The following is a 13,707-nucleotide window of genomic DNA, read 5'->3' as shown; positions in this document are numbered from 1 at the left end:
GGTCGATGGCCCGCCGGTTTTCATTTGGCTCAGGCCTTTTGACCGTAGCGTTGATGGTGTCGGGTCAGAACCTGCCTCAGTTCATCCCGGTAACGCATCCCCTGCAAGGTTTGGCGCAGCCCGCCTTCGGCATCGAACAGCAACAGGGTCACATGGGGCACGCCGTATTGATTTGCGAATCTGGCCCCGTCCTGCTGGCTGACATCGGCGACCAGATAGATCAGATCGCATTCCCCGAACTGCTTCATCGCCTTGCGGGTTTCGCGCTGTAGCGCGGTACAGGTCGAACATTGCGGGTCGTGCACCTGCACCACGACCGGTTTGCCCTGCCCGACCCGCGTCAGGTCATGCTCGGCCTGCATTGCCCGGACGGATCGTATCGTGAAAAACCCACCGCCGCCCACAACTGCCGCAGCGATTGCACCATTGCGCGCCAGCCTCAGAACATCGCGACGCGACGCGCCCTGTGCCGAAGTGGCTTTCGCCTTCTCGATCTGCGCCTTTTTTCGTTTTGAGACTTTAGCCATGGTTCGTCCCGAGTGTTTTCGCCTGGTCAGAAGCATATGCGTTCGCGCGGTCAGGCGACCTCACAATCGCGGCATCGGCTTCAACGCGCCTTCGACCGGCAACATGTCGTTTTTCGCATTGCCCGGCGCGGCCCGGCGCGTCAAACAGGCATCAGCAGTAGCAAAGGACGCCTGACATGGACCGCAAACTCCTTCTCATCATTCTGGACGGTGTTCCCTGGCGCAACTTCCGTCGCCTGTTCGGCAATCTGGAAGGCTGGGTCGACAGTGGCGAGGCAAAGGTCTGGAAACTGCGCGCCGTGCTGCCTTCGACCTCGGCCAGTTGCTATGCCTCAATCCACACCGGTGTGACGCCGCAGGAACATGGCTGTACCGGCAACGGCAACGTCTTTCGCCTGAGCCATAAGGACGTGTTCAGTCAGGTCCGCGAAGCCGGTGGCGTGACCGGAGCCGTGACCCACAGCTATTGGTCGCAATTCTTCAACCGCCACCCGTTCGATTATGTCCGCGATGTTGAATATGACGAGCCGGACAGCATGACCATCAACCACGGTCGGTTCCACACCATGACCGGCTATGGCAGCGCCAATCAGATGACCCCGTCGGATGTCGATCTGTATGCGACCCTGACCAACCTGTGCCTGCGCTTTGGGTTGGACTACGGCATTCTGCACACCTGCACGCTGGACAGTATGGGCCACCGCTTCTTCCATGATTGCGAGGAAATGGACCACGCCTGCTTTGTCGCGGATGAAATGCTTGCCCCCTTCATCCCGCGTTGGCGGCAATTGGGCTATGACGTCATCGTAACCGCCGATCATGGTCAGGATGAACGCGGCCACCACGGCGGGCGTGGGCCATTGCAGCAGGAAACTGCGCTGTATTATTTCGGGGATGCAACCGGACCCGACGCGGACGTGGTAATCGAGCAGGTGCAACTGGCGCCCACGATCCTGAACCGTATGGGCGCCCCGATTGCGGACACCATGAAGGGGAAACCGTTCCTGACGTGATCTTGGGCTTTAGTCGTAGGACCAGATGCGCTGACCCAAAGCCTCGATCGCGACAGAGATGCGCTCAAAACTGTCCGCCGCGCGTTTGACCGAGGTTCGGGCGCGCAGGTATCCGTGGACCAGGCCCGCCTCGTTGATCCAGTGCGCCTGCCCGCCGGCGGCAGAGATACGTTCGCAATAGGTCGAGCCATCGTCGCGCAGCGGGTCGCAATCTGCAGTGACGACAACGGTCGGTGGCAGGCCCGAGAAATCACTGTCGTGAAGCGGCGCGTAGGTCGGATCGTCGTGCGGGGCGGGGCCGCCACAGCGGACATTCTCGTAAAACAGAATCTCGTCGCGGGTCAAAAGCGGCGCGTGGGCGTGTTCGACATATGAACCCTTCGAGTTATCCCCGCCCAAACCCGGATAGATCAGGACCTGGCCGAGTATTTCCGCCCCCTGCCCCCGAAGGTGATGGGCGACCGCAGCGGCCAGATTGCCGCCTGCACTGTCACCGGCCAGAACCATAGGGTCACCGAATTCCGACACGGCCCAGTTCACTGCAGTCAGGCAATCCTGAAACTGCGCCGGGTGCACATGTTCGGGGCAAAGGCGATAATCCACCGCCACGATTCGATACCCAGTCTGTGCGCAGATCTCGGCGCAGACGTCGTCATGACTGTCCAGCCCGCCAACAACAAATCCGCCGCCGTGGAAATAGACCACAGTCCGGGTGGGATCTCCGGCCGTATAAATGCGAACAGGCACGCCATCGGCGCGCCTGTCCTGTGTTTCAACACCCTTTGGGCGGGGCTGGCGAAAGTCCTGACACATCGTGTCATAAACCCGGCGCTGATCCTCAATCGACAGATCCACCGCTTCGTCAGGATAGCTTTCCGCCGTGCGTCTTATGAACGCCCAAGTTTCCTCATCGATCAGACGTTCATAATCCATGTTCCCTCCCGGTCAGGCAGCCCACTCCCACGGCCGGGTGAACGACCCCAGCACTTTGCTGACATCGTCCTCTGACGCGCCGTTCGCGTCAAGCTGCGCGACTAGGCCGCGTTTCTTATCGTCAATGACCGAGACCACGCGCGCATCGACGCCTGCCGTTTCCAACGCACCGTTGTAGATCCGGGTAATGGCATGTTTGCGCAGATCAGGCTTGAACACCTTGCCGACGGCGGTTTTGGGCAGTTCCGAAAGGATGGTCATATGCTTGGGCTGTGCAGCGCGTTCGTGGACATGCACCTTGCAGAACTCCATCAAGGCCTCTTCGGTGACCGAGGCCCCCTCGACCAGTTCGACAAAGGCGCAAGGCACTTCGCCCGCATGCGCATCGGGTTGGCCGATGGCACCGGCGAAGGCAACGGCTTCGTGACCCAACAGCGCCTCTTCTATCTCGGCCGGGTCGATATTGTGACCGCCGCGGATGATCAGATCCTTGGCACGACCGGTAATCCACAGATAACCGTCCTCGTCAAAACGACCCAGATCGCCTGTACGCAGGTATTCGTCATAGTGGTACAGGTTCACGTTCTTATCGGCTTCGGTATAGGTGTTGCCTGCAAAGACGCCCGGGTTTGAAATACAGATTTCTCCGATCTCATCCGCTGCGCATTCCTTGGGTCCATCGGGGCCGTCCTGCAGGATTTTGACATCCGTGTAAGGGAACGGGATACCGATCGAGCCAATCTTTTTCTCGCCATCCACGGGGTTACAGGACACCAGACAGGTGGCTTCAGTCAGGCCATAGCCTTCCACAATGGTAACGCCGGTGGCTTCCTCGAACCGGCGGAACAGTTCAACCGGCAGCGGCGCCGAGCCCGAGAAGGCGGTTTTGACCGAGGAAATATCCGCATCTACCGGGCGCTGCATCTTGGCCGAGATTGCCGTGGGCACCGTGATGATGAAGCTGACCTTCCAGCGTTCGATCAGTTTCCAGAAATTGTCGAATACGCCATCGCCACGATACCCTTGCGGTGTCGGGAAGATTACATGAGCGCCAGATGAAACGGCCGCCATCATGATGACGTGGACGGCAAAGACGTGGAACATGGGCAGCGGGCACATGATGACGTCAGTTTCATCGAACAGCAGCGTATGACCCAACCAGCCATTGTAGACGAGGCCGGAATACTTGTGCTGTGCCACCTTGGGCATACCTGTCGTACCGCCGGTGTGGAAGTAACAGGCGACGCGGTCTTCCTTGCTGTCCTCAAAGGTCAGCGTCTTGGGTTGTTTGGCCAGCTCTTTGTTGAAGTTCTTGTAATCCGCATGGGCCAGCTTTTCCTTGTCGCCCATCTTCGGACGCAACAGAGGAACAATCCACGATTTGGGCGGAGTCAGATAGCGGTTCAGGTCAATTTCCAGGATGGTATTGACCTTGGGCGCGTGTCGAACGGCCTCTTCCACCTTTTGCGCCACATCCGTTTTCGGGAATGACTTCAGCGTCACGACGACCTTGGCACCCGTCTCACGCAGAATCGCTGCGATTTGCTCGGGCTCCAGCAGTGGGTTGATCGGGTTCACGATCCCCGCCACGGCACCGCCCATCATGGTCACAAGGGTCTCGTTACAGTTGGGCAGCACATAAGCCACCACATCCTTTTCCCCAACTCCAAGCGAGCGGAACAGGTTCGCCGCCTGATTGACTTGTCCCAGAAGGTCCGACCACGTCAGCGTTTCGGCCTTGTCATTGGGGCCTGAAAATATTTGGAAACTGACTGCGTTGTGATTTGGAAATTTCCCGGCTGTCCGTGACAGCAATTGATGAAACGTAACCGGCAGGTCACGATCCTCCCACGGCATTTCCTGTTCAACACGCGTTTTGTCTTCCAGCCCAACAAAGGCCATGTGGCTCCTCCCGTCTTATAATCTCCCGCGCGCCACACGCGGTTATGATCCGTCCTAAGATGGGATCACAACCTTGCCGACGCAAGCAAGCGCTTAGCGACGAAAATGCTCAAAATGTAGAATGACGCTGCGGCGGAACCGGGAATTTCGGTACGTCACTTCATTCCGCAGCGACCCCGTCGGTGAATTGCAGCCGCGCCAGACGGGCATACAGGCCATCCTGTGCCACCAGATCGTCATGGGTGCCCTGCGCAACGATACGCCCGGCCTCCAACACAACAATCCGATCTGCCTTTTTCACGGTTGCCAGACGGTGCGCCACGATCAGCGTCGTGCGCCCCGCCCGCATCTGATCCACCGCACCCTGCACCGCGCGTTCGCTTTCCGCATCCAGGGCCGAGGTCGCCTCGTCCAGCAGCAGAACCGGCGCGTCGCGCAGAATAGCGCGGGCGATGGCGATGCGCTGTTTTTGACCGCCCGACAGCATCACGCCCCGCTCGCCCACAAAACTGTCATAGCCTTCGGGCAAAGCCGCAATGAACTCATGCGCGGCAGCGGCGCGCGCGGCAGCCTCGACCTCGGCATCCGAGGCGTCCAGACGGCCGAACCGAATGTTTTCGCGGGCCGAGGCGGCAAAGATCACCGGATCCTGCGGGACCAGCGCCATATGCGTCCGAAACTCTGCCCGATCCAGATCCTGCAGGTCTGCGCCATCGATCAGAACACGCCCTGCATTCGGATCGTAGAACCGTTGGATCAACTGGATCACGGTGGTCTTGCCCGCGCCCGAGGGGCCCACGAACGCAACCGTCTCCCCCGGTTTCACCTGCAAGGACAGATTGTCCAGCGCAACCACATCCGGCCTTGCGGGATAGCGGAAGCTTACGTCCTCAAACCGGATCTCACCGCGAACCGGCAAAGGCAGCGACTTGGGCTGCGCCGGGTCAGTCACCGTGTCTTCCGCGTGCAGCAATTCGACCAGACGCTCGGTCGCGCCAGCGGCGCGCTGCAGTTCGCTCCAGATTTCGGACAGGGCGGCGACCGAGCCTGCCATGATGATCGAGTAGATCACGAACTGGATCAGAACGCCTTCGGTCATGACCCCGTTTCGCACGTCATTGGCCCCCATCCACAGCACCCCGACGATGCCCGAGAAGACCAGAAAGATGACGATGACAGTCAGAACTGCGCGGGTCTGAATGCGCCGCAGTGAGACGACATAGGATGTCTCGGTCATCTGATCGAACTGCGCGCGGCTGGCCTGTTCGTGGGTGAAGGCCTGAACCGTCTGGACCGCGCCCAATGCCTCACCCGCATTGCCCGAGGACGCGGCGATCCAGTCCTGATTCTCGCGGCTGATTGCCCGCAAGCGGCGGCCCAGAACCAGGATTGGAACAATGACCACCGGGATCAGCAACAGAACCAGCCCGGTCAGCTTGGCCGAGGTCAAAAGCATCAGCACCAGACCACCGACAAACATCAGCAAGTTGCGCAGGGCAATCGAGACGGACGAGCCCAGCACCGACTGAATCAGAGTCGTGTCGGTGGTGATCCGGCTGAGCACTTCGCCAGTCATGATGCGTTCGTAAAACTCGGGGCTCATGCCGATGACGCGGTCAAAGACGGCCTTGCGGATGTCGGCCACCACCCTTTCACCCAGGCGTGTGACCAGCGCGTAGCGGATACCTGTTCCAACCGCCAGAATGCCCGCAATAACCAGTGCTGCCAGAAAATACCAATCCAGCAGTTCGCCATCCTGAATGCGGAAATTGTCCACCACGCGGCGGACCGCTAAAGGCAGGGTCAGCGTCATGCTCGCCGTCAGAATCAAGGCCAGGGTCGCACCGAGCATCAACAGCTTGTAAGGCCGCATAAACGGCCACAGCGCCCGCAGCACGCCGATTTTCTTGGAGGTCGCGCGTTCCTCGCTGGCCCCGGGTGCCGGTGCGGTCGGTTGACTGGTTTCAGTCCGTCTTGCCATGTGGGGCCCTTGTTTCCTGAACTTTGCTGGGTCCATGCTTCTTGGCGGCAGCGGCATCCGGGGTCAAGCAGGACCCAGTTGATTGCTGGTCCGACAGGGCCATTTGACGCAGAAATCTAAGGGGAAACAACTGGAGCGGGTAGACGGAATCGAACCGACATAGCCTGCTTGGAAGGCAGGGGCTTTACCATTAAGCTATACCCGCTCACGGTTTGGCTTTCCTATGTGAAGGTCAAGTGGGCGTCAAGAGCGTTCTCGCCCCAGTATCCGTTGGTCTGATTTTAGGTTTTTTGCCAGGCGCTATGGCATCAGCTTTTGTCGGCCAGACGCCAGACCTCCTGCTCATCAAATCCACGGATTGCCTTGGATCCCATTGGCTCGAGGTCGAATTGATCTTTGAGAATATCCGCGACCTCATCCTGAACCGTGATCTGCATCGGATCCGAGAACTCCTGAAGCCGCGAGGCCAGATTAACGGCGGGGCCGAAGATGTCGTAGACATACTTCTGAATGCCCACCACGGACCCAACGACAGACCCGGACGCCAGCCCGATGCGGCACCGCCACTGATGCGGATGGCTCAGGTTGCGGCGGTTCAGGTAGCGCACAAACCGAATGGCCGTGTTGGCAATCGCCTTGGCGTGATCCGGCGTCGGATCAGGCAGGCCCGCCACAGTAATATAGGCATCCCCGATTGTCTTGATGCGCTCACAACCAAACTGCTCACCAATGCGATCAAACGCACTGTAGATGTCGTTCAGTTCCGTAACGGTAACGCTCGGTTCTTGCGCGGCGACCATTTCAGTGAACCCGACGAAATCCAGCATCAGGACGGATACCGGATCGTATAGCTGCGGCGTGACGACGCCGAAGGTTTTGTATTCTTCGTAAACCGACCGTGGCATCAGGTTGAGCAGCAGCTTTTCGACCTGCTCTTTTTCGCGCTTCAACTCGCGCGTGTTGCGCTCGACCATCATCGAATAGGAATCGATCATAGATTCCAGCTCTTTAATGCGGGTGATGTTCTGGCAAACGAGAACAAGCACGTCATCATGCGCCACCGTGAAGTCGAGCGCGATGACCAGCGTTCGGCGCTTTTTCTTGAAACTGATCTCGGACGTATGCCGCCCGGTCTCATGCAGGCTTTGCTGCACCGCGCTAGTATCGAGATCAGGAAAAAGCTGTTGCAACTGGTCCGACGGGGTGTCGCCGCTGAACCATTCGTCAAACGTGTCGTTTCGAAAACCGAACTGCAGTGTCTGGCGGTCGAGCAGGGCAACGCCCACGCCAATGGCGCGAAGCAGTTGTTCGTTTATGGCTGCAATAGTCATGGCTTACCTACAATCAGAGGGCGCCGTTTCGCGAATTCGGCGACAACGGCCGCAATATCTTCTGTAGCCACGTTGTGTTTTTGCAAAGCGTCTTGCAACACCGTTTCCAGTTCATCGAAATGCGCATTCGTGATTTCAAGTTGAGAATGCAGCTGGCGAAGCTGGTTGTCTGTGTAGGACGCCGGACCGCCCAGCAGCGAGGCAATGAATTTGGTCTGATGATCGACCATCTTGGTCATGTCCACATGATCGAAGAAGGGGCCAACCTCATCATTGTCCAAAAGCGTGTCGTAGAATGAGATCACGATCTTGCTGATCTTCGAGAACCCGCCGTATTTCTCGTAAAGTGTGCGTTCAGCCATTTCGAAACCCCTTTTGACAAACTGATAAAGAAACGCGACCCAGATGCCTTGGTCGCCAAGTCTCAACGCCCTCGGGTGCAAAACCGCAAGAGCGTTGAGTTTCCATGTCACACCGTCAGCGACGCTGGGCGATGACTTCGGCATATTCGGACGAGATGCACAGGGAACCGTTGGTCGAGATGTCGAACTTTTTGATCAGCGCCATAAGGTCGGCCTGCAATGCCGCCTGCCCCGTTTCGTCCAGCGCATCAAAGGCCTTTTGCATGGGGCCATAGAACGTCCGGAAGTATTCCAGGAAATGCTCGGCCGAGCGGTAGCGGAACATGAAGTTCTTGCGCCGGAAGGAAATAACCTCGCACTTGTCGCCAAAGGTGTCCTCGACCCAGTCCTGTTTGCCCCACATAGCGGGGGAGTTCACGCCAGCAGGCGGCGGCACATGCTTGCCAATAGTCTTGAACAGTTGGCCGATAAAGCTTTCGGGTGTCCAGTTCGCCATGCCAATCTTGCCGCCGGGTTTGACCACGCGCTGAAGCTCGGCCGCGGATTGCTGTTGATTGGGCGTGAACATCACCCCGAAGGTGGACACAACCGCGTCGAACGACTGATCCGCAAAGGGCAGGTTTTCCGCATCCGCCACCTTGTAGGTCACGAACAGGCCCTCTGCCTTTGCGCGTTGGCTGCTGGCCTCCAACAGCGCCTCGACATAGTCGGTCGAGGTCACGTCGCAAAAGCGCCGCGCAAAGGCCAGAGTGGCATTGCCGTTCCCGGCCGCGACATCCAGCACCTTGGCGCTTGGGGTCATGTCCATGGCTTCGGCAAGCTCTTCGCCGGTGATTTGAAGGGTGACGCCAACCTTGCTGTAATTCCCGGACCCCCAGGCAACGTTTTGCTTGGCCTTGATTGCCGTAAAGTCCGTTGAAGAGGTGATAGCTGTTTGAATACCCATGATTTTGTTCCTTTTGATGGTATGCTGGCCTGACACCAGCGGGTTTTGAAAAATTCGCATCGTCACATGCGGGTTAAGCAGCTTTCCGATCCGGCCAGCTGATATTCATGACGGGCCGTTCCACACTGGCCACGTGCTCAAGAATTCTTGGGTTGACCCAATCGGGCTGGAAGACCGGTGCCATATGGCCCAGCTCTGGCAGCAGCGCGATCCGCGCATTGGGCAGGGCCTTGGCGATCGCAACCGACGTGTGCTGAGCGATTTCCGGGGATTCCAGACCGGTCATGACCAGCGTCGGAGCTTCGATCCCGGCCAAATCCTTCAATGTCCAGGCCTCGGCAAACCCATTGGCAAAATCGGTCATGATGGACGCGATCATCCCGCTGAACCGATCTTGCGCAGGCGCTGGAAGCGCATCCCAGAACCCCTTTTGATTCCAGAAATCCAGGAAATGACGCATACCCGCTGCGGGATTGCCGTCTGCTGCCGACGCCGTCACCATGGCCGCAACCAGTTGAATTTGCCGAAACAGGTCCTTGCTGTCTTCAGTCCCATGCTTGAGGAAATGAAAGGCGGCGGGTTCGTAAACCGTAAGGCTTTTCACCAGATCCGGGCGCATCAGCGCGATCTTGATCGCAATACCGCCACCGTTGGAATGCCCAACCAGATGGACAGGGCGACCCATCGCCTCGATTTCGCGGATGACCGGCATGGCGGAAACGGCCGCACCGGTCTGGGACGCGTCACCTGCAAGGGGCGCTTGGCCATAGCCGGGCAGATCAAAGGCGTGAACGGAAAAACGGCCGTCCAGATCCGCTGCCAGCGGCCCCCATTGCCCGCCGTTAGAAGCAGAAGAATGCAACGCGACAATAGGAGCGTTGGTGAGTTCAGAAGTGTTAAATGAAATAGTCATCGTACTTACCCAATTGCGTTTGTGATGGGCAATAACTGACCTTTCATTGTTTCAATGTGATTTCTGAATGCGGCGCAAAGTGTTTCAGTTGTTGCTTGGTGAAGTGGTTCACACAACTGGCTATCCGGTTCGAAAACAACCAGCTTTCGGGCTGAAGCTGGCGCGGCGGGGCGCGCTGTGAAACAATTGAAACACAAGAGGCCGATTTTGAAATGGCACTGAAACAATGGTATCTTAGAAAATCAGGATGACGATGGGCATGGCGAACAATCTTGAAGAGATTGAGAAGGCACGAGACCTTCTTCGCGACGCCATTGAATCGCTCAAGGAAGGGTTCGCCCTTTATGATGACGACCGTCGCCTTGTAATGTTCAACCAACGCTATGCTGAAATGAACAAGGGGGTTGCCGATCTGTTGGAGCCCGGTCTGGATTGGGAAATCCTTATGCGCGAGACCGCGCGCCGGGGGATCTACGCTGACGCCATCGGCAACGAACAGCAATGGGTTTCAGACAGGCTGGTCAACGGGATCGAGTTCATTCAGGATTTTGAACTGACCGAAACGGATGGGCGCACCTATCTGGTCTCGGTCCATCCCACCAAGCTGGGTGGCTTTGTCGTCACCCGCGAGGACATTACCGACCGCAAACAGGCCGAGGTGGAAGAACGCGACGGCGATCTTCTGATCCGACAGGTTCTGGATGCCAGTTCGGCAGTGGTGACAATGGCCCGGATTGGCGATGGGCAGATCCTGTATCGCACACCAGCGGCCCTGCAGATGTTCGGGCCGTCCAGATCTGCGCGAGAGCACTATCTGAACCCCGAAGAGCGCGCGGATTTTATTACTCTGCTGTTGGCTGACGGTCAGGTCGAAGATTACAAGCTCGATCTGGTGAATGCGCAGGGAAGGACATTTCCGGCGTCCATTTCTTCGCAATTGATCGACTACAAGGGCGAAGAGGTCATCGTCACCAGCATCATCGATCTGACTGTTCAGAAAGAAGCCGACGCCCTGATCCGCCAGGTGATGGAGGCCTACCCGGCCGCCATCAACATGACGCATGCCGACACTGGCGAGGTTCTATTTGCCACGCCGGAAATCAAGGCGCTGTTCGGTGACAACAAAAGTTCCAAATCCTACTACGCAGACCCCGAAGAACGGGATCGCTATTTAAAGGACCTTCGACAAGCAGGTGCGCTGAAAGACCGGCGCATGGAATTTGTGGATGCAAAGGGGCGCAGGTTCTGGGGCGCGGATTCTTCGCGCCTTATTGAATTTAACGGCGAAGAAGTCATCGTTTCCAATACCCGCGATCTGACGGACGAACTGGCAATCGAAGCAGAACTTGAAAAACAGCGAGAGCTGCTGTTCCAGAACGAAAAGATGTCCGCTTTGGGTGAGCTGCTGGCAGGCGTCGCGCATGAACTGAACAACCCGCTGTCAGTTGTTGTGGGCCACTCGCTGATGCTGAAAGAAGAGATTACGGACCCCGACCTGACCGCCCGGATCGAAAAAATCGGCAGTGCCGCGGAACGCTGCGCCAAGATCGTGAAGACTTTTCTAGCGATGGCACGCCAGCAGCCCAGCAAGATCGAACAGGTCGATGTACCCGGTATGATCGAAACCGCCGCAGATGTTGCGGGCTACGGCAGCACCTCGGGCGAGATCAGCATCACACGCAACCTGCCCGCCGATTTGCCGCCGATTGCCGGGGACGCCGATCAACTGACGCAGGTCATCCTGAACCTGATATTCAATGCAGAACAGGCCATGACTTCCAGCGGTGTTGGCGACCGGATCACCCTGTCGGCGGCGGCCAATCCCGGCGCAGGAATGGTCGAGGTGACGGTCGAAGACAACGGCCCCGGAATTCCCAAATCCATCCGCCCCCGCATTTTTGAGCCCTTCTTCACAACAAAAGAGGTTGGCGACGGAACCGGGATCGGGTTGGCCTTTTGCCACCGGATCGTGCTGTCTCATGGCGGGCAGATCAGGCTTGATCAAACTGTCCTGTCGGGCACCTGTTTTCGGATCACGCTGCCTGTTGCGGTGTCCAACACAGATGAGGCTGATGAACCGCACGACCCAGTCCCGACCGTGGCTCAACACCGCGTGTTGGTGGTGGATGACGAGGTCGAGGTGGGCGAGTTGAATGCTGAAATTCTCAGGAGAGAAGGCTTTCACGTCGATTTCGTCTCATCTGGCGAAGAGGCGCTGAACCGCCTGCAATCCGCCGCTTATGACGTTTTCCTGAGCGATCTGAACATGCCTGACGTAGATGGCCGTAAGATATACGAGGCGCTGGTGTCCCGCTTCCCCGACATGCTGCCCAGAACCGCATATATCACCGGCGACACGATGGGCGAAAGCTCCTTGGGGTTGTTGCAGGACTCCGGCCTGCCCTATCTGGAAAAACCGGTCTCGCCGACTGAGCTCAGAACACTTGTCGGGAAGCTGATTGCCGACCGGAAGGACGAAGCAGATGGATAATCAAAAAACCCATATCCTGGTTTGCGATGATGAAATCGACGTGCGCGAAATGCTGCAGGAATACCTCAGCAAACGCGGCTACCAGGTGTCGGCGGCATCCGGAGGCGAAGAGCTTCGGGCAATTGCTTCCGCTGAACCCGTGGACGTCATGATCATGGACATCAATATGCCGAAAGAAGACGGCCTTTCGATCCTGAGGTCCCTTCGCCCCGAGAATACAACTCCGGTGATCATGCTGACCGCAGCAGGCGACGTGGTGGATCGCATCATCGGCCTTGAAATGGGGGCCGACGACTATCTGGGCAAACCCGTTGACCTGCGTGAACTGGAAGCCCGGATCAAGGCCATCCTGCGGCGCGGTTCGATGAATGACAGCGCGCCTTCTGCAAAACCCGGTGAAGACTACGCGCTTTTTGGCGATTACACTCTGGATAAAGAGGCAGCAAAGCTTCTTTCCTCGGACGGGACCGAGGTTCAGCTCACGGCGATGGAGTACAGTCTGCTCAAGGTCTTTGCGGAAAACAAAGGGCGTGTCTTGAACCGGGATCAGCTGCTGGAACAGGCCCATGACCGCAGCTGGGACCCTTTCGACCGAAGCATCGACATCAGAATCTCAAGATTACGCCGCAAGCTGGAGGCCAACCCCGAAAAGCCCGAAATCATCAGAACCGTTAGGGGAATTGGCTATTTATATGATCCCAAGTGATTGGCGGTTCTTGGGGGCTGTGCGCAAGTTGCATTACACGGCACCATTTATGTCGATCGCGCAAGCGCTTTAAACCCCGAATTCTAGTGTAACTTACCCGTCGACTGGTTAGGCGCGGCTTCAAAGTATTGCCAGAGGTGAACGGCGTACGGAAAGACTATTCCGGGAGGAACAGGTTCAACCTGTGCGCTCTGAAGCGGCTCGTCTGACACTGCGTTCGACTGTAATGGTTTCGGGCGTAGGAATTGCACCTTTGACTATCAGGTCATGGTTTGAAGGGACCGTGGCTGCAGTGGGGCCGCGAAAGCCCTGATAACGACGAGGTGAAGACGTTAAGCAATTGATCCAGTGGATCAATAGTAGTCTGAACGGGCTGGGTTGGGGTTTTCTGACACTGGTTGCGGGAGCAGGATTTGAACCTGCGACCTTCAGGTTATGAGCCTGACGAGCTACCGGGCTGCTCCATCCCGCGTCAGAGTCAGATTTGTTTCATCGTAAGAGAGATATGGGCTTTTACTAGGTTTGGCGGTGACCTACTCTCCCGGGGCTTAAGCCCAAGTACCATTGGCGCGGCAGTGCTTAACTTCCGGGTTCGGTATGGG

At 57.7% G+C, this 13,707-nt stretch carries 11 protein-coding genes, 2 tRNA genes and 1 rRNA gene; 3 read left to right on the top strand and 11 right to left on the bottom strand.

Annotated features, from left to right (window positions below):
• Positions 1-29: 29 nt before the first annotated feature.
• Positions 30-527 carry a thioredoxin domain-containing protein gene (locus ACR0MO_RS15565; RefSeq protein ID WP_170455007.1) on the bottom strand — a complete coding sequence of 166 codons (498 nt, stop codon included), beginning with the start codon at positions 525-527 and terminating at the stop codon, positions 30-32.
• A 176-nt stretch (positions 528-703) separates the two neighbouring features.
• Here ACR0MO_RS15565 and ACR0MO_RS15560 point away from each other — a divergent pair, with 176 nt between their 5' ends.
• On the top strand, positions 704-1,540 hold the full coding sequence (locus ACR0MO_RS15560; protein WP_480892178.1) for an alkaline phosphatase family protein: 837 nt from the start codon (positions 704-706) through the stop codon (positions 1,538-1,540).
• Between the two features lie 9 nt (positions 1,541-1,549).
• Here the strand turns inward: ACR0MO_RS15560 and ACR0MO_RS15555 are convergent, their stop codons facing one another.
• The 8 genes from ACR0MO_RS15555 to ACR0MO_RS15520 all read right to left on the bottom strand — a co-directional run bounded on the left by ACR0MO_RS15555 (position 1,550) and on the right by ACR0MO_RS15520 (position 9,908).
• Positions 1,550-2,473 carry an alpha/beta hydrolase gene (locus ACR0MO_RS15555; protein ID WP_480892175.1) on the bottom strand — a complete coding sequence of 308 codons (924 nt, stop codon included), beginning with the start codon at positions 2,471-2,473 and terminating at the stop codon, positions 1,550-1,552.
• A gap of 12 nt (positions 2,474-2,485) precedes the next feature.
• Positions 2,486-4,375: an acyl-CoA synthetase gene (locus ACR0MO_RS15550; protein WP_480892173.1), complete on the bottom strand. Its 1,890-nt coding sequence runs from the start codon at positions 4,373-4,375 to the stop codon at positions 2,486-2,488.
• A 160-nt stretch (positions 4,376-4,535) separates the two neighbouring features.
• On the bottom strand, positions 4,536-6,356 hold the full coding sequence (locus ACR0MO_RS15545; RefSeq protein ID WP_480875105.1) for an ABC transporter transmembrane domain-containing protein: 1,821 nt from the start codon (positions 6,354-6,356) through the stop codon (positions 4,536-4,538).
• A 131-nt stretch (positions 6,357-6,487) separates the two neighbouring features.
• Positions 6,488-6,561 (bottom strand) — tRNA-Gly (locus tag ACR0MO_RS15540).
• A 103-nt stretch (positions 6,562-6,664) separates the two neighbouring features.
• A complete protein-coding gene (locus ACR0MO_RS15535) occupies positions 6,665-7,687 on the bottom strand; it encodes an adenylate/guanylate cyclase domain-containing protein (RefSeq protein WP_170455018.1) in 1,023 nt (340 codons plus the stop codon).
• Positions 7,684-8,049, bottom strand: a complete 366-nt coding sequence (locus tag ACR0MO_RS15530; RefSeq protein ID WP_480892170.1) for a group I truncated hemoglobin — start codon at positions 8,047-8,049, stop codon at positions 7,684-7,686. Before ACR0MO_RS15530 ends, ACR0MO_RS15535 begins: the two co-directional genes overlap by 4 nt.
• A 115-nt stretch (positions 8,050-8,164) precedes the next feature.
• Entirely contained in the window at positions 8,165-8,995 is an 831-nt protein-coding gene (locus ACR0MO_RS15525) for a class I SAM-dependent methyltransferase (RefSeq protein ID WP_480892168.1), read from the bottom strand.
• Between the two features lie 73 nt (positions 8,996-9,068).
• On the bottom strand, positions 9,069-9,908 hold the full coding sequence (locus ACR0MO_RS15520; RefSeq protein ID WP_480892166.1) for an alpha/beta fold hydrolase: 840 nt from the start codon (positions 9,906-9,908) through the stop codon (positions 9,069-9,071).
• A 259-nt stretch (positions 9,909-10,167) separates the two neighbouring features.
• On the opposite strand from ACR0MO_RS15520, the gene ACR0MO_RS15515 reads away from it, so the two are divergent.
• Complete coding sequence (locus ACR0MO_RS15515) at positions 10,168-12,399, top strand: ATP-binding protein (RefSeq protein ID WP_480892163.1); 2,232 nt, start codon at positions 10,168-10,170, stop codon at positions 12,397-12,399.
• Positions 12,392-13,105, top strand: a complete 714-nt coding sequence (locus ACR0MO_RS15510; protein ID WP_480892160.1) for a response regulator — start codon at positions 12,392-12,394, stop codon at positions 13,103-13,105. The genes ACR0MO_RS15515 and ACR0MO_RS15510 overlap by 8 nt, the downstream gene beginning before the upstream one ends.
• 395 nt (positions 13,106-13,500) lie before the next feature.
• Here ACR0MO_RS15510 and ACR0MO_RS15505 read toward each other — a convergent pair.
• Together ACR0MO_RS15505 and rrf are read right to left on the bottom strand one after the other, a co-directional pair.
• Positions 13,501-13,577 (bottom strand) — tRNA-Met (locus ACR0MO_RS15505).
• 48 nt (positions 13,578-13,625) lie between these two features.
• A 5S ribosomal RNA gene (rrf, locus tag ACR0MO_RS15500) occupies positions 13,626-13,707 on the bottom strand; the annotation flags it as partial.

It is taken from the genome of Ruegeria sp. K5, from assembly GCF_056531805.1.
Note: the sequence above shows the minus strand (reverse complement) of the source record. Positions and strands in the feature narration are given on the sequence as shown.

What these genes read in the sequence shown, in the direction of transcription:
- ACR0MO_RS15510 (WP_480892160.1), top strand. Translation starts at nt 12,392, where the DNA reads ATGGATAATCAAAAAACCCATATCCTGGTTTGCGATGATGAAATCGAC.
- ACR0MO_RS15525 (WP_480892168.1), bottom strand. Translation starts at nt 8,995, where the DNA reads ATGGGTATTCAAACAGCTATCACCTCTTCAACGGACTTTACGGCAATC.
- ACR0MO_RS15560 (WP_480892178.1), top strand. Translation starts at nt 704, where the DNA reads ATGGACCGCAAACTCCTTCTCATCATTCTGGACGGTGTTCCCTGGCGC.
- ACR0MO_RS15515 (WP_480892163.1), top strand. Translation starts at nt 10,168, where the DNA reads ATGGCGAACAATCTTGAAGAGATTGAGAAGGCACGAGACCTTCTTCGC.
- ACR0MO_RS15555 (WP_480892175.1), bottom strand. Translation starts at nt 2,473, where the DNA reads ATGGATTATGAACGTCTGATCGATGAGGAAACTTGGGCGTTCATAAGA.
- ACR0MO_RS15550 (WP_480892173.1), bottom strand. Translation starts at nt 4,375, where the DNA reads ATGGCCTTTGTTGGGCTGGAAGACAAAACGCGTGTTGAACAGGAAATG.
- ACR0MO_RS15535 (WP_170455018.1), bottom strand. Translation starts at nt 7,687, where the DNA reads ATGACTATTGCAGCCATAAACGAACAACTGCTTCGCGCCATTGGCGTG.
- ACR0MO_RS15520 (WP_480892166.1), bottom strand. Translation starts at nt 9,908, where the DNA reads ATGACTATTTCATTTAACACTTCTGAACTCACCAACGCTCCTATTGTC.
- ACR0MO_RS15545 (WP_480875105.1), bottom strand. Translation starts at nt 6,356, where the DNA reads ATGGCAAGACGGACTGAAACCAGTCAACCGACCGCACCGGCACCCGGG.
- ACR0MO_RS15565 (WP_170455007.1), bottom strand. Translation starts at nt 527, where the DNA reads ATGGCTAAAGTCTCAAAACGAAAAAAGGCGCAGATCGAGAAGGCGAAA.
- ACR0MO_RS15530 (WP_480892170.1), bottom strand. Translation starts at nt 8,049, where the DNA reads ATGGCTGAACGCACACTTTACGAGAAATACGGCGGGTTCTCGAAGATC.